This is a genomic window from Anabaenopsis sp. FSS-46 (assembly GCF_029891665.1).
GTDB classification, from domain to species: domain Bacteria; phylum Cyanobacteriota; class Cyanobacteriia; order Cyanobacteriales; family Nostocaceae; genus Anabaenopsis; species Anabaenopsis arnoldii.
Genome location: NZ_JANQDG010000156.1, coordinates 1 through 22,165, shown reverse-complemented (window position 1 = coordinate 22,165; position 22,165 = coordinate 1). Strand labels below are relative to the sequence as shown.

The window sequence follows — 22,165 nt, the reverse complement described above, 5'->3', positions numbered from 1 at the left end:
ATATTAAAAACAATTTTATGCCTAGTAGCACCTGGAATCGTCATCACGTTCTTTCCCTGGCTGACTTCACAACCAATGAATACGATACAGTTTTACAAACTGCTGCTAGTTTTCAAGAGGTGCTGTCACGGCGGACAAAAAAAGTACCAAGTCTACAAGGACAGGTGGTGGCGAATTTATTTTTTGAACCCTCCACACGCACCCGCAGCAGTTTTGAACTGGCCGCTAAACGCCTGAGTGCAGATACCCTTAACTTCACCGCCGCCAGTTCTTCCATGACTAAGGGAGAAACAATTCTTGACACAGCCAAAACCTATTTGGCTATGGGAACTGATATTATGGTCATCCGTCATCGAGAAGCAGGAGTACCCAATGCGATCGCGCAAGAAATGGATCGTCTGGGAGTAAGAGTTAACGTGCTCAATGCTGGTGATGGTCAACATGAGCATCCTTCCCAAGCACTGCTAGATTTATTTACGATCTGTACATTGATTGACCCCAGTCATCCCCGACTAGAACTCTTAAAAGATAAAAAAATTGCCATCGTTGGAGACATTTTACATTCCCGCGTAGCCCGATCCAATATCTGGAGTTTAACAGCCAGTGGCGCTCAAGTCCATCTAGCATCACCGCCCACCCTTCTACCTCAGTTATTCCAAGACTTTGTTTTAGAAAGCGGTCAAACTGACTCATCCCCAAAACTTAACCGTCAACTATTTTTACATTGGGAATTAGAACCAGCCTTAAAAGATGCAGATTTAGTCATGACCTTGCGCCTGCAAAAGGAACGCATGACAGCTCACCTACTCCCAAGTTTACGAGAATATCATCAGACCTTTGGCATTACACGCAAAAAACTACAACTGTGCCAGCCTCATGTTAAAGTCTTACATCCAGGGCCAGTCAACCGTGGTGTAGAAATTAGCTCAGATTTGATGGATGATCCAGAATTTAGCCTAATTCAGTCCCAAGTTACCAGTGGTATCGCTATTCGTATGGCACTGTTGTATTTATTAGGTAGTGGTAAAGATTCAGCTTAGTAGTGGGGGACTTAAGTCCCCCACTGACCGCAAAGCAATATACTACAACCGAAGAGAAGAGGCTGATCAACAACCCATAACTTCCCTTAACTGTTACTCTCCAGTAATAGAAAGTCCGTCAACCCAAATTTTGGGACAAACTCCACCAGGGGTAAGCTCGACTTCTTTTTCTACATAAACTATCGACTTCAGGAGTTCCAAGAAATCACCCGCAACAGTGGCTGATTCAATACTAGTTCTCACACCATTATTAACTAACCAGCCATCAAAAGGCAGAGAAAACGAACCTTGTAAAGATTTAACCCCTGCATGGAGAGCTTGTAAATCATCAATCAAAACCACATTTTCCGCAGTTTCTAAGCTCAACTCCTGTGCGGGTGATGTAGCTGCAAAAACATGATAGAAGTTAGGACTAACGCTGACTTTTGCCCCAATACTAGCATTACCAGTCGGCTGGGTATTCATTCTTTTCGCAGTACCCGCACTGTGAAGAAAACTTTTTAAAACGCCATTTTCAATCAGGGACACCTGGCGAGTCGGAGTTCCTTCACCATCAAAACTTTCCGCACCCACGTTAGCAGGGTGTAGTGCATCATCATAAACTGAAAGCAAAGGTGAAGCAATTTGCTTACCTAAATCATCGGCATTAGACAAGCTTTGATTATCCAGAATACTTTGAGCATTGAACAGGTTAGAAAAAGCACCCAATAAACTTAAAAAAGCATCAGGAGAGAAAACAACTAGATATTTACCAGACTGGATTTTTTCATAGTTCAGGTGACTAATAGTTTTCTGGGCTGTTTCCTGGACACAACCATTAATGTCGAGACTATTTAAACTCCGCTCAACTCTAAAAGCGCTACCACTGCGTGGTTTTTTGCCATCTTCCTCAGTTTTGCTGTAAAGATAAATCGATGCTAAAGAATGAGATTCAGTTCTAGTAGCACCGTCACTATTGACATAGAACCTATCAATATCTCTTTGAGCTAAACCATTATAAGGAACACCCTTAATTGCCCCATGAGCCGCTAAAAGTTCCTTTTCAGCCGCCAGTAGACTGTTAATCAACTCAGCCACAGGTGCTTGGGGCGCTTTATCATGAGGTGTATAGGCAATAGGAACAGTGGACTCTGGACTAAAATCCGGGACATTTTCCTTCACACCAAAAAAACTTGCCTCGTAGGCAGTTTTTAAAGCTAATTCTAGCCCTTTGGGATCTACATCCGTGGTGCTGGTAACACCCATTGTATTCTCATCATTCCAGACGCGAACAGTTACCCCAGAACGATTTGAGGCTTTTACTTGTTTCGGCTCACCTTGGTCTACTTGGACGCTAGTTTCATCTATTGTTGAGCCGTAAATGTCAAATTTTTTAATACCAAGTTTACTAGCTTTTTCCTTGGCGTTATTCGCAATTTCTGTAATATTCGGCATAGTCAAAGGATTTCGTATTTGAGATTGTGTTGCGCCAAAAGTTTGGTTTGTGATTTTGTGCCTTGGTGGTGTATTCCATGTTGTATTAAACACGAAAACACCAAGACACGCAGGAATTTCTATCTGCCGCCAACAGTGATAGAATCAACCTTAATGTGGGGTTGTCCAACCGTGGTGTAGATACTGCCACTAACAGAACCGCAGAAGCCGGGAGCTAGTTCCAAATCTTGAGAACACATGGAAATCTTATTCATAATTTCCTTGGCTTCACCAATGAGAATGGCTCCTTTTAGTGGTTTAGTGATTTTGCCATTTTCGATTAAATAAGCTTCATCTACACTAAAGTTAAATTGACCTGTAGCGCCAACGCTACCGCCCCCCATCTTTTTACAGTAAATACCTTGATCAACAGAGTTAAATAAATCTTCAGTGGTGTAGTCCCCAGGAGCAATATAAGTATTACGCATCCGACTAGCAGCAGCAAAAGTATAACCTTGGCGGCGACCGCTTCCGGTTCTAGGGTGTCCAGTGCGAGAGGAGCCTGTTCTATCTGCTAAGAAGTTTTTCAGGACACCTTTTTCAATTAATAGGGTTCTTTGAGCTGGCATACCTTCATCATCCATGTCAATGGTACCAAAGGCATTTTCTGCCCGTCCCTCGTCCCAAGCTGTGAGACTTTCGTGGGCAATTTTTTCACCTTTTTTGTCGGCGAATGGGGTTGTTTTGCGTTCAATTTGGGTAGTTTCTAGCAGATGTCCACAGGCTTCGTGGAAAATTACCCCACCGAAGTGATTCGCCATGATAATGGGGTAAGTACCTGAATCTACATAGTCTGCATAGAGCATTTTACCGGCAGATTCTGCTATTTGTTCGGCTGCTTGTTGATAATCCCAAGTTCTCAAGAAATTAGCATCACTGGTGTTACCAGCGCGTTCCCCAATGGAGGCGCGATTAGCACCGTCAGCGCACAATAGGTTAAACCCCACCGATTGCGTGAGGCGAATGTCACGAGCAAATGTGCCATCACTAGCAGCAACTAAGACTTCTTGCCAATCTCGGAAATAGGAAGCCCGGCGAGATTGTACATGACTAGCTTTTCGCTGCAGTTGAGCAGTACCATCTAAAAGTACTTCTCCCATTTCTCGGATGGAACTACACAGGGGTAACCAACCATCTTTGCCTCTTTTGGTGGCGTAGTCTCTGAGTAACTCTAGGTTAATTTCTGGGATAAAAGCATTATGAATAGGTAATTGTAGTCCCAGAATAGAAAGACCTTTTTCTAAGGCTGCTTTTAAACCCCCAAAGGATAGGTCATTGGTGCTAACGTAGCAGTCGGCTGTACCGCGAAATACCCTCACTCCTGCACCTGTGACTAAACTGGGTGAAATGCTGGTAATAGCGTCGTCTTCTGCTAGACAACTAATGTAGTTACGACGTTCTAAAAAGAATTCGATCAGGTCAGCACCGGCGGCGCGTCCTAATCCTAGGAGGGTCGCCAGAGGGGCTTCCCAGGTGTCATCGAATCGCTCTGGAGTTGAGGAGTATTGTAGTGTGGGAATTTGGTTGGAGAGAAGTAGTGTACTTGTAAGCATAGATAGCCTCGTCTGCTGGCGTTATCAGAGATTTGACTGAAAAACCTCTGGTGCCTTAACTCTAGCAAAATTCTGGGATTGGGGAGATGATGCTGCGGGGTTGTTAAACTCCTGTGAACACCTAGACAAAATTCGGATTTTCCGTGGGTAGTTATTGCTCTGAGTGTAAACTGGAGTTACTCAGGGGTACATATTTAATTATGCTCAGGATTTACTTATGATTTTCTCGTCAGCTAGATTATATTTTTACCAGGAAATTCAGGAGCATGAGGAGGCTATTGACTTAGCCAAGGCAGCTTTGTATATAGCCCAGGAAGAATATCCTCACCTGGATATTGCGGAATACCTCAATACCCTGGATATAATGGCTGGCGAAGTTCAAGAACGCTTACCCGCTTCACAATATCCTCTGCGAATTATCCAAACTATTAATCAGTATCTCTACGTTGATTTAGGATTTGCTGGTAATCAAAAGGAGTACTATGACCCCCGCAACAGCTTTTTCAATGATGTCATTGACCGTCGTTTGGGGATCCCCATTACTTTGGCGTTGGTTTATCTAGAAATTGCTCGTAGGATTGATTTTCCTATGGTAGGTGTGGGAATGCCAGGACATTTTCTGATTCGCCCTGATATTCCAGATATGGAAATTTTTGTGGATGCGTTTAATGGCGGTGAGGTGATGTTTGTAGAAGATTGTGAAAAACGATTATCTCAAGTGTTTCAGCAACCTGTGAGTTTACAGCCTGAGTTTTTAGAACCGGTAAGTAATCGGCAATTTTTGATGCGGATGCTCACTAATTTGAAATATATTTACCTCAAACAACAAAATTTAGCAAAAAGCTTGGCGGCTATAGAACGAATTTTGTTCCTGTTTCCTGGGATGATTTTAGAAGTGCGCGATCGCGGTTTGCTCTATTATCAACTTGGTGAATATGCCCAAGCTGCTGATGATTTGCAAACTTATTTGGATAAGGTTCCTCATGCTCAGGATGCGGTGGTAATTCGCAGCTTACTGGCTGAGTTGGACAAGGATTAGCTAATCACTAATGACTCTGCTACTTGTTTGAGGCGACTTAGTTGGGCTTGCATATCTTTTTGAGTCCAAGATGCGGCAAAGTTATTGAACCCCCAACTGACCAAAGGATTAGGAATATTGAACTCAAAGCGGTTGACAAGAAGTGTTCCTTGTGGTAATGGTTGACATTCCCAGCGATCGCGTCCTTGAAAGAATCCCTGAAATTCCCAAACCACTAAACCTGGTTCTCGTTCCACAACAACGCTGTATAAGCTGGGCTTAAGTAGGGGAACTTGAATAATAAAGCGACTTTGACTACCCACATCAGTACTCCAAACTGCCCCCACAGGTTCACAACACAGAGCAGGATTGAGCCAACGGTGCATGAGTGTTAAATCAGTAATGCAGCGTTCCACTACTGAAGCTGTGGCATTAATTTGAATAGATTGTTCAAAAGCTCGGGACATTCTACATTTCTCATCCTGTAGCTGTACTTAGAATATCGCAAAACTAGACATAGCTGATTTAAGGTTTGAGTTTCACCTTTTGTTGTAATTCCTCCTTAATGCGGTTGAGGATAGATTGCTGGTCTAAGTTGGCCAAAATCCGACTAATAACTGCTTTTGGTCCTTCATCTCCCCAAGTAGCGCCATTGGCTAAATAAACCTTAGTAACTTGTCCAATACCATAGGAAGAAACCCCAGCCACCCCAGCTTGGGTAAGTGCTACTGAAATGTAAGGCGCAAAGGTGGCGCCAGCGGTAGCTGATGCAGAAATACCCAGCAGAGTTTTTAAGCCACTTAAGCCTAAATTTGCGAGTAACTCACTCAAACCAATACCGCCCATACTCAGGGCAATTTTTTGGAGCAATTGTACAGCACCACTTTCGCTCATAGGGATGCCATAGAGTTTAGACAAACCCAAAATCAAAGAAATATCAATTACTATACTACTAAGTATATCCACAACAGTAACCGGATTGAGAGCGATCGCTATTGCCTTAGTCATCACAGCCTTCCAAATCAACTGATTAGCATTTTGCTCCCTAATCATTAGTTTTCGCTCTACCAACTGCTCATTGACATTATCCGCATAAAGCATAGTATTGAGAGCCACCAAAGCCTTACCCTCACGCTGTAAAATCTCCAGAATTTTTAGTTTCAGTTCTTCAACCCGGCCTGTACTGCTACGTAACTGCACCCCCCTACTACCATCAGGGCGAATAATCGCCGTCCTCACCAGTGGTGATGCTGCTGTCATGACAATTTCCAGGGGAGTGAGTAACTCCCTGACCCGTTCATCTCGGATTTTGCGATAAATTGCCATGCGGTCGGATTCGGGATATTGGTCTACCTTGTTAAATACCAGAATTATAGGTTTACCGGCTTCCCGCAACTGAGAAAGGGCTTGATGTTCTATTTTTGTCATGTCCCCGGCAATCACAAACAAAATTAAATCTGCTTGCTTTGCTACCTGTTCAGCTAATGCAGCACGAGTATCACCATCTACTTCATCTAACCCAGGAGTATCAATTAGTTCCACCTGACATTGACCTTCCCCAGACAAAGTTACCCGTAAAGTAGGTTCATTGTCCCCGATTTTTTCTTCACTAATAGTCCAGTCAACTCTTTGGGTATTACGGGTGACTCCATGGAGAGGTCCAGTTTCAAACACGGTTTGTCCCACTAAGGCATTGAGTAGGGAGGACTTACCGCGTCCCACCATGCCAAAAGCAGCAATTTGTACTACCATACTGTCCAACTTACCCAGCATACTTTCCAAATCAGCCAGTTCAACTTCCAAACCGCGTTTTTCCTGGGGGGTCAGGTCAAGATTGGTAACTAAGTTTCGCAGTGCTGTTTGTGCTTGTTTATAGTTGAGTGACCTTTGAATATCCTCAAAACTGAAAATGGCACTATCAAGTTCTGCCTCCCAGTTAGGCGAGTCGCTGTGATGAGGTTCAGGCAAAGGCAATGTAGAAGTCATATCAATTTTAAATTGGCGATTTGGGATTTTATCCCGATATTCTTATCCTAGTTATTTTTAGCAGGAGATTGGGTGAACCAGTAGGGGGGCGCAGGAGAAGTTTTTCCCAATTACTAATGAGCAATGAGCAATGACTAACAAAACGTCCTAAACTGAAAAATGCATCTATTAGCGTTAGAATCTTGACTAAATCACCTGTGCGGAAAATAGTTATAGCCGGTAACTGGAAAATGTTCAAAACCCAGGCAGAAACCCAAGATTTTTTACAGGGATTTCTACCTCACTTGGAGGAAATACCCCAAGGGCGGGAAGTGGTATTGTGTCCTCCTTTCACTAACCTAAACCTGTTATCCAAGAGTTTGCATGGTAGCCTCATCCAGTTGGGGGCGCAAAATGTTCACTGGGAAGAAAATGGAGCCTATACGGGCGAAATTTCTGGACCTATGTTGACGGAACTTGGTGTACGTTTTGTAATTGTCGGTCATAGCGAAAGACGACAATACTTTGGAGAAACAGATGCAACGGTCAATTTACGCCTCAAAGCGGCTCAAAAGCACGGTCTGACACCGATTTTATGTGTAGGCGAAACTAAAGAACAACGAGATGCTGGGGAAACTGAATCAATAATTACCGCCCAGCTAGATAAAGACCTCATAGATGTCGATCAGGATAATTTGGTGATTGCTTACGAGCCTATTTGGGCAATTGGTACTGGTGATACTTGTGAATCCACTGAAGCTAATCGGGTCATTGGTTTAATTCGTAGTCAGTTGAGTAATCCTCATGTTTCGATTCAATACGGTGGTTCAGTGAAGCCGAATAATATTGATGAGATTATGGCTCAACCGGAAATTGATGGCGCTCTTGTGGGGGGAGCCAGTTTGGAACCCGCAAGTTTTGCTCGCATTGTCAACTACAAGTAATTTTATCTATAACGCTTTTTCCCTGGCCGGTCCGGGGAATGCGTGTATTGAGTTTATTCTTAATGTTTGTTTTTTAACTGAAAATGTCTATATGTCCAGCCAGTTAATAATTCGCGATCGCTGTTTTGTGTGGGGACAGCGAACTTATTTGATGGGTGTTTTAAATGTTACCACTGATAGCTTTAGCGATGGTGGTCTGTTTAATCATAGGGTTGGGGCTTTAGCACAAGCACGAGCCATGGTAGCTGCTGGCGCTGACATCATCGATGTGGGTGGTCAGTCAACTCGACCGGGAGCGGAGCAAGTCAGTCTTGTAGAGGAACTAGATCGGGTACTACCCATCTTGGAGGCTATCCGACCAGAAATTAGTGTGCCTATCTCTGTAGATACAACTAGAGCAGATGTAGCCACGGCTTCTATAGAAGCTGGAGCGGATATAATTAATGATATTTCCGGTGGTACATTTGATTTAGAGATGCTACCTACAGTTGCTAGTTTAGATGTGCCGATTGTCTTGATGCACATCCGGGGAACGCCCCAGACAATGCAACAAATGACTGATTATGAGGATTTGATGGGAGAAATTTCTGGTTTCTTAGCAAAACAAATTCTAGCAGCAACTAGAGCAGGGGTTGACCTCGAAAAAATCATCATTGATCCCGGGATTGGTTTTGCTAAAAATCATGAGCAGAACTTAGAAATTTTGCGCCGACTGAGTGCATTCAAAGCTCTAAATTCCCCTATTTTAGTAGGAGCATCCCGGAAAAGTTTTATTGGACACATCTTAAACCAACCAGACCCCAAAGCACGGGTCTGGGGAACAGCAGCAGCTTGTTGTGCAGCTATTTCTCATGGTGCTGATATCTTGCGAGTTCACGATGTTCAGGAAATGCGAGATGTGTCACTGGTAGCTGATTTACTATGGCGATAAAAATGGTAATTGTGGTTTCTCCTTATGCAAACTGCTGTCATCACCTAGCTGTTACTTTGTTGGTGAGTTATTGCTACTACCTTCTTGAGCTATGGAGTCGGCAATCAACTGGTTATAGACTTCATTAGTTTTACTGGGGTCTATGAAGACAATTTTAGCATTATTACTCTCACCAAGTTTTTGGCTAGCCACGACATAATCTTGAGCAACAAGATATCTAAGAATTTCCCGGCTTTCAGGATGAGAACGTAAAGCTTCAGAAATTATCTGCATTGAGGTTTGAGTTCCCTGGGCTCTCTTAATAGCAGCGTCCCGTTCCCCTTCGGCTTCAAAAGCCAGGGCCCGTTTTTTAATTTCTGCTGCTCGCTCTTCTTCCATTGACTTTCGCACACTTTCAGGCGGTGTAATGCTTTGAATATCCAAGCGCAGAATCTCGACTCCCCAATTTTGTGTTGTTTGATTTAACTGATTTAAAATGGCTGTGTCCATTTCTGCACGGGAGACATTGGTTTCTTCCACAGTGTTTTGGGCGATGATCTCCCGGAGTGTAGTTGTCGCCAGTTGTCTGAGAGACCCTTGAAGATCATCGATTTCGTAGAAACTTTTCACTATATCTCTAATGCGCCAAAACAGGACAGCATCAACTTCTAGGTAAATGTTATCTCTGGTGATCACATTTTGAGGTTTGATGTCTATAAACTGCTCCCGTATGGTATCCTCCATCACAATCTGATCTACCAAAGGAACAATAAAATTGAGTCCAGACCCAAGCTTGCGGTGATATCGCCCCAAGCGTTCTACTAGGGCTTCGTTACCTTGATTAATCAATTTTGCAGATCCTAAAGCATAGGCTATGAGCGCTAAGACTATGGCAATAATTGGCTCCATATGTTCTCCTATTCAGCCTTTGGGTAAATTTAGTGTAAATGATATGGTACTACCTTAGCCTGACATTTGAGTTTTCATGTTGGGTATGTAATTTTATTAACAGGAATTATGTGATTTAATTGACATTAATAGGGTGAGGGTGATTATTTGGTGAGCGAACTTAGCCAAGGTTTGATATTTTCTGGTAAATCAGAATTCAAACGGAGGGGGAGTGCTACTGTGGAAAGAGATTGGGCGTAAGCTGGTGTGAGAAATGGTTGGTAAATTTGGGCTTGTGGTGTGTGTTGTTTGATAAATGCTAAGGTGACACCGCGAATCAACTGACGTAATGAGTGGGTTTCTTCCCCTCGCTTTTCTCTCACGATCGCAGTGGCCCCACTCATGGGATATGCGGGGTCATGAATACTCAAGTGAGTACCACCAATGGCTGTTAACAGGTACTTAGAACCCTGGAGTTGGTTAAAGGGTATGATTTGATGGGTTAAGGCCGGGGTAAGTACATCTTCAGTTCCCGCTAAGATTAATACAGGGTTGGCAATTTTAGTCAGGCCGTTTGTACCGAAGAGTCTACCAACCAGGGGATTGAGTGCGATCGCGCTTTGAACTCGCCGATCTTGTAAATCTAGTTTATTCTCTTTTAAACTAGCTGCTGCACACTGTAACCAATCACCCGGTGATTCGCCAAAGGAAAGAGAAGTTGTGCAGAACTGTTGTAATTCTTTGAGGTTGACTTCTCCACCAACTAAGGCTAAAGCAGTGTACCCCCCTAAAGAGTGACCAATGACAGTTACTTGGTTTGTATTCAGTTTTCCTTGAAGTTGTCCCGATTGAGTATTAAGTTTTTCTAATTCGTTGAGCAAAAAGCTGACATCTTTGGGGCGCTCAATAAATTCAGTAGCTGGTAGTAGTTGAGCCAAATTCATGTAATTTTCAGGCCGACTGATGGCTACAGAGTTACTACCAGGATGCTCAATTGCCGCAACGGTAATTCCATGAGAAGCTAGATGATGTGCTAAATAGCTCAAGAATTGACGGTTGGCTCCAAATCCGTGGGAAATGACAACCAGTGGCGCTGCGGTGTAACTTTGACTCGAATAAATGTCTACAGGAATGCTGCGATTTCGTTCTCTGTCTTGTAGGGTCAGGGTTTGCTGCTCAACTGCATTTTTTCCTTTACTAGCGGGGTCAAAGGTTGGTTGAAAAAGCGGATGATTTTTTACTAATAATTGTCGTTCTAAGAAAAGCCCTAGGACTTGACTTTGTAATTTGTTAGCGTTTAGTTCTAATGCAATTTGCAGTGCTGAAGTTGCATCAACAGTAATATTTTTTTGTGGATAGGCTCGCAAAAAACCAATTGCACTCAAACCGTTGACTTGACGTACAGACAGATAGAGGGCTGATTGAATTGTTTCTATGGTGCTATCTGGTATTGCTGTTCTCAAAGAAGTAATTAACTGTCTACCTTGTGGCGATCGCAATAGCTCCTCAACAAATTTATCTGCAAAAGCTGGATCTAATTCCAACCTTCTCTCCAGTAATTTACCTACTTCTGGCGTTAACACAAAGCTATATAGCTGTAAGTGTTCTGGTAGTTTCCCAGATTTAGCAAATTTCTCTAAGTCTGCGATCGCTAGTGACTGTTGAAAGACACCTAAACGGATAGTAACGGTTTCTGCGGCTGTGGCCAAGGGAATACTCACACCCCAACCCAGAGCGAGAGTGAAACTGCATAGTAACCCATTAAGGAAGGATATTGGAGGTGGATGTTTCCTGAACCACGAGGACATAAGATAATCCCATTCAAAAAGTAGTTCAACTAGTTGACTACTAATATCGGGTTAAAGTTGCGCCCCAGGACATAAAGCCCTGGGGAACACCACCCAATTGGCTTAAAACAAACCGAATATAGCCCTGAAGATTCCCAACAAACCACCTAAAGGATTGATTACCGCACCAACACTGTCCCCAGTTCGAGCCAAACCAGAACGGTTGACGATGACAACATCATTATTGCGGAGTATGGGATTAGTTTCCTCATTAATTCCCGCAGACAAATCAACGTTGACTTCCCGCTTAGTCACAGAACCATTAGGATTAAGGCGAACTAAATCTACCGTATTGGTTCTAGCTCTAGCATCATTAAATCCACCTGCAGCCAACAAGGCCTGATTCAAGGAGCTATTAGGCTGAATCTCTACTGCTCCGGGTCTTTTCACTTCCCCGACCACACCAACTTGAATTGTTGCGGGAGATAAAGTACTGGTAGCCAATTGAGTAGCTTCTGCAGCGTTTATCTCAGTGGCAGTAGGAATAAAAATTGTATCTCCGTCCTGGACAATAATGTCCTGATTAACATCACCACTCCGCAATAATTTCCAGAGGTCGATATCTATATTTTGTTCTGAGCCTGTCCTTGTCGGTCGCCGCAGCTTAAGATTACGAACATCAGCTTCTGATGTAATTCCCCCGGCCAATTGCAGCGCTCTCATCACAGTAGGTACTGCACCGTCTCCTTCTGCACCTGATCCAACTACATATGAACCGGGACGATTGACAGCACCAATGATGGCTACAGTCCTTGGTGTAGTAGGGCTGGCGGCAAAGTTCGCTGCAAACAGATTACGTGCTTCTGCGATGTTAAAATTGGTTGCAGTTGGCACAACAATAGTATCGCCATCCCTGAGAGTAATGTCCTGATCTATCCGACCTGTCTGGATTAGTTGCTGTAAATTTAGGTTGACAACTTGCTCAGAAGAACGTCCTCTTTTACGTATTAATTGCACTTGAGTAACATCTGCTGCCAAGGTTACACCCTGAGCTGTGGTCAGTGCAGCTAAGACAGTGGGGTATTGTACACCGGGATTATTGCCAGCGCCTCCTTGTAAATTCAGGGTATAAGCTCCTGGCCTTGTCACTTCTCCGGCGACCAAAATGTTGATTGGACGAGGTGATAAGAGATTAACTGAAATGAGGGGACGCTTGAGAAAGCGAGAATACCTCCGTGCTATTTCATCAGCAGCCTGTTCGGTTGTTAGACCGAGAACAGGTACACTGCCAATTAAAGGTAGGTTGATTGAACCTCCGGGTGGTACTTGATATTCGCCAGTATATTCTGGTACTTCAAATACGTTGACGCGAATTAGATCGCCGCCGCCTAGAGTATAATTGGTGTCTATTGGTATAGATGGTGATACTTGCTGTGCCGTGGGAATTATTCGTTCTTTATCCGCTGTTCCTGATTGTACCGAAGGAAAGATTGGTTGTGTTGTTTGTGATACTATTTGTCCCTGAGCTAGGCTCGCACTCGGCGCAGCAACATTGACAGTGGTTAATAAAGCCACACCTAACAATGGCTGGGTGAGGAATTTCAGCAAACCTTTGTTCATCATATTCACCTGAGACTCTGAGACTATAATTGCCATAGTACTGTCTAAATATTTCAATCTTGACTATAGTTAATTATTGAATGTCCTCAATTTAATTGCCTTAACATTCTCATTTTCCTAGAAGAGTGTACTTTTCCGGAGGCAGATTATTTTTTATCGTTAAATTTTCGGTTAAGTTAACATAAATTATTTGGAGAGGCAACTCTCCAAATAGTCTAGAATATCTTGAGTTTAAGGTGTTTTGAGTAGTTGCTGCTCTAATCTGAGCAATTCTTCAACTCGTGCTTCTGTAGCAGGGTGACTAGAGAATAAGTTACCCAGAAACTGACCGGAAATTGGATTAATAATTAATAACGGCTCAAAAGAGGGGTTAGCATTTAAAGGTAACTGTCTGGCTATAGATTCTAACCTTTGTAGCGCCCGAGCTAAAGCGCGGGGATTACGAGTCAATCTGGCTGCACCTGCATCGGCAGAAAACTCTCGTGTACGCGAAATTGCTAGCTGTATGATTGTAGCCGCTATGGGGGCAAGTAATACCGTTAACAAAATACCTAAAGGATTTCCACCTCTGTTATTGTCTCGTGAACCAGCACCACCAAACCATAAACTATAACTCAACATTTGTGCCAGAAACGATATGGCCCCGGCAATTGTGGCTGCAACTGCTTGTGTGAGGGTGTCACGGTTAACAATATGAGTCAATTCGTGAGCAATCACACCTTCAAGTTCGTCATCTGGTAACATATTCAAAATACCTTCGGTCACAGCCACGGCGGCGTGTTCTGGATCTCTTCCGGTGGCGAAAGCGTTGGGAGTTGGGCTAGGAACAACGTAAATTCCCGGCATGGGAATGTTGGCGCGATCGCTCAATTTCCGTACCATACCATAAAGTCCCGGTGCTTGAGCCTCAGTTACGGGCTGGGCGCGGTAGACTCGCAGAGCAATCTGGTCTGATTGATACCAGGAAAACAGGTTTGTTGCTGCTGCTAACCCAATTCCGATCATTAAGCCGCCAGTACCGCCAATTATCCAGTAGCTAATGGCAATCAATAAACCACTCAGAACAGCCAGCAAAGCAACGGTTTTTAATTGATTGTTCATAATTCTGCTCTCCCGCTCATGGTACATGAGTTTCTTTTAGACCACAGCATGACTTAGGTCGCACTTTAATTGTATCTAGCTCAAATGAGATTTTGATGCTGAAAACCCCTCAAGTAAGTAAGGTTTTACCGAACACAGGGGTAAGATATCCTTTGCTTATCCTTACTTAATTTAATAAGTGCATAAGTGCAGAATAATATTCACCACCATCTTGTTAAGAATACATATTGTTTGGGTTCTATGTGGTTAAAAATCACGTGATTCTGTTCATTGGTTTTAAAATATAAAATAGCTAATAAATATAAATGATAAACTTAAGTAATTATGGCGATAGGTCTAGCTTAAACTGCGTTTTATAAGGCCTAGACCTCCTACTATTCCGACTTTTTGCCGGAAGCGATGGCTTGATTTTAACTTAATGTCTACTTGCACCTTAAGAAGTCATGGCAATTTTAGCCAATGTATTGTGGATTTTGATCATGGGCTTTTTTGTCGGTCAACTGGCCCGGCGTTTGGGTGCGCCCCCTTTAATTGGGATGATGTTAGTGGGGATAATTCTCAGCCGCCAAGTGCTAAATGTTATTAGTCCAGAGATGCTGAATGCTGCTCCTGTTTTCAGAACTTTAGCAGTGATGATTATCTTGATGAAAGCAGGACTGGGGTTAGACCGCGACAAATTAGCTCAACAGGGAACAGTGGCGCTGCGGTTAGGTTTTCTACCAGCTACAACTGAGGCGATCGCCATTGCTCTTGCTGCTATGGTAATCTTTAACTTCGACTTTCTCACTGGGTTACTCTTGGGTTGTATCATTGGTGCAGAATCTCCAGCTGTCATCGTTCCGGGAATGCTGAGGCTAAAAAGTTTAGGACGGGGCGTTACTAAAGGCATACCCGATGCGATTTTAACTGGTAGTGCTTTATCTGATGTGCTATTATTGCTAGTTTTTAGTCTATTGCTGAGTTTCTTGGGCGAGGGGGGCGTAATCGAGGTTCTTCCTGGGGGCTTTACCCTCACTCCCCTGCAACTGCTTCCACTGCAAATGATCATGCAAATATTACTGGGAATACTATTCGGTTATTTAGCAGCGCGGTTATTAGTTGTGGTGTTAGTCAAGCAGAATTGGACTCAAAACGCCGTTCAAGATACGATGATTACTGCCAGTATTGCCTTATTTCTAGTAATTGCTGCTGAGGTATTACCTTACTTTTCTGGTTATTTAGCAGCCATGAGTATGGGTTTCTTTTTAATAGAACTGGATGCACCCTTGGCTAGAAACTTACGGGGTGGTTTTGACAGCTTATGGATAGTAGCGGAAATTTTTCTGTTTGTTTTATTGGGTGCAACTATTCAACTCCAAGTATTAGAAAAAATTCTTCTCCCTGGGATATTAATTTTAATTATTGGTTTACTTCTCGGTCGGTCGTTAGGCTGGTATCTTTCCACACTGGGTAGTGATTGGAATTGGCGGGAACGACTGTTTTTATTACCTGCAAACTCACCCAAAGCCACAGTACAAGCAGCCATTGGGGCAATTCCCCTAACTCAAGGGGTTTCAGGAGGTGAGATAATTTTAGCGATCGCAGCCTTATCAATTTTAGTGACAGCACCTTTAGGCGCTTGGGCAACCATGACCTTTGCACCTAAGTTATTACAAAGGGGAGAAGTTGATCCCACAAAAGTGACAATTGCCACACCAACCTTACTATTAGCAGCCGTTGATACATCAAGTTTAGCTACAGCAGTTTTAAGCAAAGTAGCAGATTTAGCACGAAGGACTAACGGTGAAGTCATCGTTCTGCATATAGTTAATCTCCCCAATCAACAAGAAATCATAGAACTAGAGGTAAAAACTAAACAATTATTATTGGATATCAGACATAAGTTTATAAATGTGACGGGAACAGTTCCAGAGGAAATTATTCGCATTGCCCAAGAGTATAATACTACTGCAATTATCATGGGAAAACGAGGACATCAACCATGGGAAAAAGTTATTATTGGCTCAGTATCACAAACAGTATTAGAAACCAGTCACATACCTGTAATTTTGGTAGAAAATATTAAAACTTAGTAATATAGACAACGTATCAATCACCAATGAATGTATCTGCTCAATTATGGGAAGCAAATCAAGATTTAGCACAAGCTTGTCTAAATCATCCTTTTATCGAAGGTATCGCCAATGGTACTCTGGAAAAAGCCAAATTTGCTGGTTATGTTGGACAAGATGCTTTTTTCTTAAAAGCTTTTGCCCGTGCCTACAGTATAGCCGCGGTCAGAGCCGAGGAATGGGAAGACTTTACCACATTTCATGCTTTAGCTGATGGAGTTTTGGCAGAACTCAAGCTACATAAGAGCTATGCTACTAAGTGGGGAGTAGATTTAAGTACGACACAACCTGGAAATGCTACTCGTCGCTATACTGATTTTTTACTAGCTACAGCCTGGAGTACTGATATAGGTGTGATAGCTGCAGCTATGTCACCTTGTATGCGTCTTTATAGTTTTTTGGGACAACAGTTAGGAGCTAATGGTATTCCTGATCATCAATACGCTGATTGGATTTCAACTTATAGTAATGCTGAATTTGAAGCACTGACACAACAATTAGAAAGTTTGGTAGAAAAATATGCTGCTGGTAATACTTCACTCTATCCGACTTACCGTTACGCCATGTTTTGCGAGTTAGACTTTTTTGAAGCCGTTTGGGCAAAATAACTGCTAAACATTTATCAAATATGCTATGTATACATGGGAAAATTAGGTAATACAATCGCAATACCAGCGATAATGGCACGGAAGGAAAAATATGTCAGATAATTTAAGAAGCCAAGTTGTCACTCAAGGGGTGCAGCGATCGCCTAATCGCGCTATGCTACGTGCGGTTGGTTTTCAAGATGAAGATTTTAATAAAGCCATTGTGGGGATCGCTAATGGCTACAGTACCATCACTCCCTGCAATATGGGAATTAATAAACTGGCGCAAAGGGCAGAAATTGGCGTAAAAAACGCCGGCGCTATGCCCCAAATCTTCGGTACAATTACCATTAGCGATGGGATCTCTATGGGAACTGAGGGGATGAAATATTCTCTGGTATCCCGGGAAGTTATCGCTGACTCCATTGAAACCGCCTGTACTGGGCAAAGTATGGATGGTGTCTTAGCTATTGGTGGTTGTGATAAAAATATGCCTGGGGCTATGCTAGCCATGGCCCGCATGAATATTCCTGCTATTTTTGTTTACGGTGGCACAATTAAACCTGGTCACTACAATGGTAAAGATTTAACCGTTGTCAGTTCCTTTGAAGCAGTAGGGGAATACAGCGCCGGTAAAATTGATGATGATGAACTGTTAGCAGTAGAACGTCAGGCCTGTCCCGGTGCTGGTTCCTGCGGTGGGATGTTTACAGCTAATACTATGTCCTCGGCCTTTGAAGCTATGGGTATGAGCTTACCTTATTCTTCCACAATGGCAGCCGAAGACGCCGAAAAAGCCGACAGTACCGAAAGATCAGCTTTTGCTCTCGTGGAGGCTATACGTAAGCAAATATTACCCCGGCAAATTATCACCCGTAAATCTATAGAAAACGCCATTTCAGTAATTATGGCGGTGGGTGGTTCCACAAATGCGGTTTTGCACTTTTTAGCGATCGCTCGCGCAGCTGGTGTAGAACTAACTCTAGATGACTTTGAAACTATCCGTGGACGTGTCCCTGTTATCTGTGATTTAAAACCTAGTGGTAGATATGTAGCCACAGACCTACACAAAGCTGGTGGAATTCCTCAAGTCATGAAAATGTTACTAGTGCATGACTTACTCCACGGTGACTGCTTAACTATCACAGGTAAAACCGTCGCCGAATTATTGGCAGATATTCCAGCAGAACCACGCAGTGACCAGGATGTGATCCGTCCTTGGGATAATCCTATGTATGCTCAAGGACATTTAGCCATCCTCAAAGGTAATCTGGCTACAGAAGGGTCTGTAGCTAAAATTACCGGAGTCAAAAAGCCCATCATTACCGGTCCAGCACGGGTATTTGAGTCAGAGGAATCCTGTTTAGATGCCATCCTCGCCGGAAAGATTCAGGCGGGTGATGTTCTGGTGATTCGTTACGAAGGTCCTAAGGGTGGCCCTGGTATGCGAGAAATGTTGGCTCCTACATCCGCGATTATTGGTGCTGGATTGGGTGATTCTGTGGGTTTAATTACTGATGGGCGTTTTTCTGGTGGTACTTACGGGATGGTAGTTGGCCATGTAGCGCCAGAGGCTGCGGTTGGTGGTGCGATCGCTCTTGTGGAAGAAGGTGATAGTATCACTATTGATGCTTCCCAACGCCTATTGCAGTTAAACGTACCAGATGAAGAACTAGCCCGGCGACGTGCTAACTGGCAACCCTTACCCCCCCGTTATACTAAAGGTGTACTGGCTAAATATGCCAAGTTGGTATCTTCTAGCAGTGTAGGCGCAGTGACGGATTTAGATTTGTTTCATGATTAGTGATTAGTTACAGTCAGATGAGAAAACAATTCAGATTGTTTTCTCATCTAATAACTGTTCTGTGCATTCTGCCCATATTTGTTGACTAAACTAGATAATGAAAGACACTGTAAATCCTCCCGGAAGTTTTGGTTTACCGGTCATAGGCGAGACATTTTCCTTCATTCTTGACCCCGCCAATTTTGTCACCCAGCGCTACCGCAAACATGGGTCTATATTTAAAACTCATCTTTTGGGTAAACCGACTGTGGTGATGGTAGGGCCAGAAGCAATTGAGTTTCTCTTATCGAGTCACAGGGAATATTTTTCCTGGCGTGAAGGCTGGCCTGATAATTTCAAGACCTTGTTAGGTGAATCACTTTTTCTCCAAGATGGAGAAGAACACCAAAGAAATCGTCGCCTCATGATGCCAGCGCTACATGGTGTAGCCCTCACTAATTATGTGAGTACTATGGAGAGTATAACATATAATTATTTGAAAAAATGGGAAAATCAAGGGGAATTTACCTGGTTTACAGAATTTAAAAAGCTGACCTTTGATATTGCTAGCCAGCTATTATTAGGTACTGATTCTGTTTCCCAAAATAGTCGATTCAGTCATTTATTTACAGAACTAACCAATGGTTTATTTGCCATTAATCCACTCATTTTACCATTTACTAAATTGGGAAAAGCTGTAGCAGCCCGCGATCAAATTCTACAGCATTTGGCGCAAGTTGTTAAAGCACGTCAGCAACATCCTGGCAAAGACGCTATTAGTTTGTTAGTTCACTCAAAAGATGAGGATGGTAATAGTTTAAGTGAAACAGAACTTATTGCCCAAGCAGTACTGCTACTGTTTGCCGGACATGAAACTACCACCTCAATGCTAACTTGGTTATGTGTAGAATTAGCTCGTCATCCAGAAATATTACAACGCGCCAGAGAAGAACAATTCCAACTTTTAAGTAAAGGTGCTTTGAATTTAGAAGAACTTGGGAAAATGCCATATTTAGATCAGATTTTATCGGAGGTTGAAAGAGTTCATCCGCCAGTTGGTGGTGGCTTTCGTCGTGTTGTCAAGGATTATGAGTTTAATGGATTTCATGTTCCTGCAGGTTGGCAAGCTTTATATTCTATATTTGCAACTCATCACCTCGAAGCAATTTACCCCAACCCAGAACGGTTTGACCCAGACCGCTTTAGTCCCCAACGCCAAGAACACAAACAATATCCTTATAGTTTAATTGGTTTCGGTGGTGGTCCACGGGTTTGTATTGGCATCGCCTTTGCCAAAATGGAAATGAAAATAGTTGCTTCTCATCTTCTGCGTAGCTATGATTGGGAAATATTACCTAATCAAAGTTTGGATGTGGTGAGAATTCCTACCAATCGTCCCCAAGATGGATTACGGGTTCGGTTCTGTCCCTTGTAGAAGAGCCACTAACCCAGCATTCCTAACGCCCAGGGGACAACTGAGTAATAATTTTATCTTTTTTACCAGCCACAAAATCGGCAAAGCGCCGCGCTAAAGGCGGTATAATTACCAATGGGTTACTAAAACCAGAAAAAACATGAATACCCTCAAATCCTGGAATAGCACCAACTAAGGGTAGGCGATCGCCACTAAAAGCCACTAAGCAATGATGCCAAGTTCCTGGTAAGTTGGCTAATGGAGGTAGTACTTGCTGAATACTGGTTCTTAGCCAGTTTTCGCTTTCCTGTGCATTTATTTGGGCAAAAGGGTCTGTGAGGGATCGGCTAATTTGACCCAGGCGCAAACTACCATCTTGAAATTGAATTGCACCTACATCTAAAATTGGCGGCACTGGTTCTTTGGTTGTGTCTTGCCACAATGCTTCTATTTTACTAGATTCTGCTTCTAAGTCAAACCTTTGTAAATTTGCGGGCATTACTAAGGTGTTTAATTTCAAGTCAACAGGTGGTGTTTGAATTACTTCTGCATGGGTAAAATACAGCTTGATGGGGATACCTGCTAATTTTAGCAGTTGTCGGGTGAAGCCCCCGGCACAAATTACCACGTTGTCACAGTGGTAAGTTTCAATGGTTGTGCGAACACCTGTCAACTTAATTCCGGTGTCAGCAGATGAGACGGTCTGGAAATCAATCACCTGGGCAATTTCCATTTCACCCCCAGCACGGAGGAAGGCTTGAATATAAGCTTGGGTTGTTTTGTGGGGGTTAATGTGACCATGTTTCACAGTTAGAGCACCAGCGATGGAGTGTGGGTTAAGTACTGGTTCTAACTCGCAAGCCTGTTTGATATCGAGTAACTGAGGGGGAATAGCAACATGACTATAGGATGCAGCGGTTGCTTTTGGGTCTTGATCGGCGGCGATGGTTAGTAATAAATCTATTTCCCGCAACTCGGTTTGAGCTTCTAATTCCTGGTTCAAATTCTGGTAGACGGCGATGGACTCTTGACATAGTTGGCGCGTTAGGGGTGTAGTCCCAGACCAATAAGCCAACCCACCATAACTATAGCGAGTGGCATTCTGGGCTGTTTGGTGTTGCTCTAACAAAAGCACGCTCCAGCCTATTTTACGCAGTTCGTAGGCGATCGCCGCCCCCGTAATTCCCCCCCCGACCACAATCCAGTCATAGTTATTCATGGATTTAAACCTGATTTTGATTGTCAGTCATATATATAGTCATCCTATTTGACTTGAGAAATTATCAGTGAGGAAAGGGAACACCGGAACACCGGAACACCGGAACACCGGAACAGAAATTGTTCATGAATCATTTAGGATTGCTATATATACAATATCTGGCATTGAGGACTGAAAATAGGAATAACTCAGGTAAAGCCCCAGGGAAAGAGGCCACAAAAAACCAGGTGTTGAGATTTGAGATTCACACAGAACGGGCAAAAAGCCCTCGGAGCAAGGGAAAGAAGCCGGAGTATGTGACCTAAAAAAAAAGTTTGTCAAACCCCTTGACGAAAGCAAATAGAATAGATATATTAAATAAGTGCCAAGGCGAGAGCCGAAAACACCTGAACCGAGAAAACAAAATACTTTGAAAGTTAAAGAATAACCAATCCTCGTCAAGAAGATTTAGTTTGGGTAGAGAAACCCAAGGTTAATCAAAAATTATAACAGGAATCCGCAATAAGAAGTTATTCGGAGACCAAACTCTAAGGAAAACAAAACGGAGAGTTTGATCCTGGCTCAGGATGAACGCTGGCGGTATGCTTAACACATGCAAGTCGAACGGTCTTTTCGGAGATAGTGGCGGACGGGTGAGTAACGCGTGAGAATCTAGCTTCAGGTCGGGGACAACCACTGGAAACGGTGGCTAATACCGGATATGCCGAGAGGTGAAAGGCTAGCTGCCTGAAGATGAGCTCGCGTCTGATTAG

At 43.2% G+C, this 22,165-nt stretch carries 17 protein-coding genes and 1 rRNA gene; 9 read left to right on the top strand and 9 right to left on the bottom strand.

What is annotated here, in order from left to right; translation table 11 throughout:
• Positions 1-17: 17 nt before the first annotated feature.
• Complete coding sequence (locus NWP21_RS18910) at positions 18-1,040, top strand: aspartate carbamoyltransferase catalytic subunit (RefSeq protein WP_280793887.1); 1,023 nt, start codon at positions 18-20, stop codon at positions 1,038-1,040.
• A gap of 93 nt (positions 1,041-1,133) precedes the next feature.
• On the opposite strand, the gene NWP21_RS18905 is transcribed toward NWP21_RS18910, so the two are convergent.
• Both NWP21_RS18905 and NWP21_RS18900 read right to left on the bottom strand, forming a co-directional pair.
• Entirely contained in the window at positions 1,134-2,474 is a 1,341-nt protein-coding gene (locus NWP21_RS18905) for a TldD/PmbA family protein (RefSeq protein ID WP_271735018.1), read from the bottom strand.
• 119 nt (positions 2,475-2,593) lie between these two features.
• On the bottom strand, positions 2,594-4,066 hold the full coding sequence (locus NWP21_RS18900) for a TldD/PmbA family protein (RefSeq protein ID WP_280793886.1): 1,473 nt from the start codon (positions 4,064-4,066) through the stop codon (positions 2,594-2,596).
• Between the two features lie 217 nt (positions 4,067-4,283).
• Between NWP21_RS18900 and NWP21_RS18895 the strand changes: the two genes are divergently transcribed.
• Positions 4,284-5,105 carry a SirB1 family protein gene (locus NWP21_RS18895; protein WP_280793885.1) on the top strand — a complete coding sequence of 274 codons (822 nt, stop codon included), beginning with the start codon at positions 4,284-4,286 and terminating at the stop codon, positions 5,103-5,105.
• Here the strand turns inward: NWP21_RS18895 and NWP21_RS18890 are convergent.
• Complete coding sequence (locus tag NWP21_RS18890; RefSeq protein WP_280793884.1) at positions 5,102-5,551, bottom strand: SRPBCC family protein; 450 nt, start codon at positions 5,549-5,551, stop codon at positions 5,102-5,104. The two genes, NWP21_RS18895 and NWP21_RS18890, sit on opposite strands and share 4 nt — an antisense overlap.
• A 58-nt stretch (positions 5,552-5,609) precedes the next feature.
• Positions 5,610-7,070 (bottom strand): GTP-binding protein, encoded by a 1,461-nt coding sequence (locus NWP21_RS18885; protein WP_280793883.1) that lies wholly within the window; start codon positions 7,068-7,070, stop codon positions 5,610-5,612.
• Positions 7,071-7,267: 197 nt separating this feature from the next.
• Between NWP21_RS18885 and tpiA the strand changes: the two genes are divergently transcribed.
• Both tpiA and folP read left to right on the top strand, forming a co-directional pair.
• Positions 7,268-7,993: a triose-phosphate isomerase gene (gene tpiA, locus NWP21_RS18880; RefSeq protein WP_280793915.1), complete on the top strand. Its 726-nt coding sequence runs from the start codon at positions 7,268-7,270 to the stop codon at positions 7,991-7,993.
• A gap of 91 nt (positions 7,994-8,084) precedes the next feature.
• Entirely contained in the window at positions 8,085-8,924 is an 840-nt protein-coding gene (gene folP / locus NWP21_RS18875; RefSeq protein WP_280793882.1) for a dihydropteroate synthase, read from the top strand.
• A gap of 51 nt (positions 8,925-8,975) precedes the next feature.
• Here the strand turns inward: folP and NWP21_RS18870 are convergent, their stop codons facing one another.
• From NWP21_RS18870 to NWP21_RS18855, 4 genes are all read right to left on the bottom strand, one after another.
• Entirely contained in the window at positions 8,976-9,812 is an 837-nt protein-coding gene (locus tag NWP21_RS18870; RefSeq protein ID WP_271764341.1) for an SPFH domain-containing protein, read from the bottom strand.
• A 143-nt stretch (positions 9,813-9,955) separates the two neighbouring features.
• Positions 9,956-11,599: an alpha/beta hydrolase gene (locus tag NWP21_RS18865; protein WP_280793880.1), complete on the bottom strand. Its 1,644-nt coding sequence runs from the start codon at positions 11,597-11,599 to the stop codon at positions 9,956-9,958.
• A gap of 102 nt (positions 11,600-11,701) precedes the next feature.
• Positions 11,702-13,201, bottom strand: a complete 1,500-nt coding sequence (locus tag NWP21_RS18860; protein WP_280793914.1) for a polysaccharide biosynthesis/export family protein — start codon at positions 13,199-13,201, stop codon at positions 11,702-11,704.
• A gap of 228 nt (positions 13,202-13,429) precedes the next feature.
• Positions 13,430-14,299 (bottom strand): zinc metalloprotease HtpX, encoded by an 870-nt coding sequence (locus tag NWP21_RS18855; protein ID WP_280793879.1) that lies wholly within the window; start codon positions 14,297-14,299, stop codon positions 13,430-13,432.
• Between the two features lie 449 nt (positions 14,300-14,748).
• On the opposite strand from NWP21_RS18855, the gene NWP21_RS18850 reads away from it, so the two are divergent.
• From NWP21_RS18850 to NWP21_RS18835, 4 genes are all read left to right on the top strand, one after another.
• A complete protein-coding gene (locus NWP21_RS18850) occupies positions 14,749-16,371 on the top strand; it encodes a cation:proton antiporter (RefSeq protein ID WP_280793913.1) in 1,623 nt (540 codons plus the stop codon).
• A 26-nt stretch (positions 16,372-16,397) separates the two neighbouring features.
• Entirely contained in the window at positions 16,398-17,018 is a 621-nt protein-coding gene (locus NWP21_RS18845; protein ID WP_280793878.1) for a TenA family protein, read from the top strand.
• Between the two features lie 91 nt (positions 17,019-17,109).
• Entirely contained in the window at positions 17,110-18,801 is a 1,692-nt protein-coding gene (gene ilvD, locus NWP21_RS18840; protein WP_271735029.1) for a dihydroxy-acid dehydratase, read from the top strand.
• 97 nt (positions 18,802-18,898) lie between these two features.
• Positions 18,899-20,215 carry a cytochrome P450 gene (locus NWP21_RS18835; protein ID WP_280793877.1) on the top strand — a complete coding sequence of 439 codons (1,317 nt, stop codon included), beginning with the start codon at positions 18,899-18,901 and terminating at the stop codon, positions 20,213-20,215.
• 22 nt (positions 20,216-20,237) lie between these two features.
• Here NWP21_RS18835 and NWP21_RS18830 read toward each other — a convergent pair whose 3' ends face one another.
• On the bottom strand, positions 20,238-21,413 hold the full coding sequence (locus NWP21_RS18830) for an FAD-binding oxidoreductase (protein ID WP_280793875.1): 1,176 nt from the start codon (positions 21,411-21,413) through the stop codon (positions 20,238-20,240).
• A 538-nt stretch (positions 21,414-21,951) separates the two neighbouring features.
• On the opposite strand from NWP21_RS18830, the gene NWP21_RS18825 reads away from it, so the two are divergent.
• Positions 21,952-22,165: ribosomal RNA gene (locus tag NWP21_RS18825) — 16S ribosomal RNA — on the top strand; the annotation flags it as partial.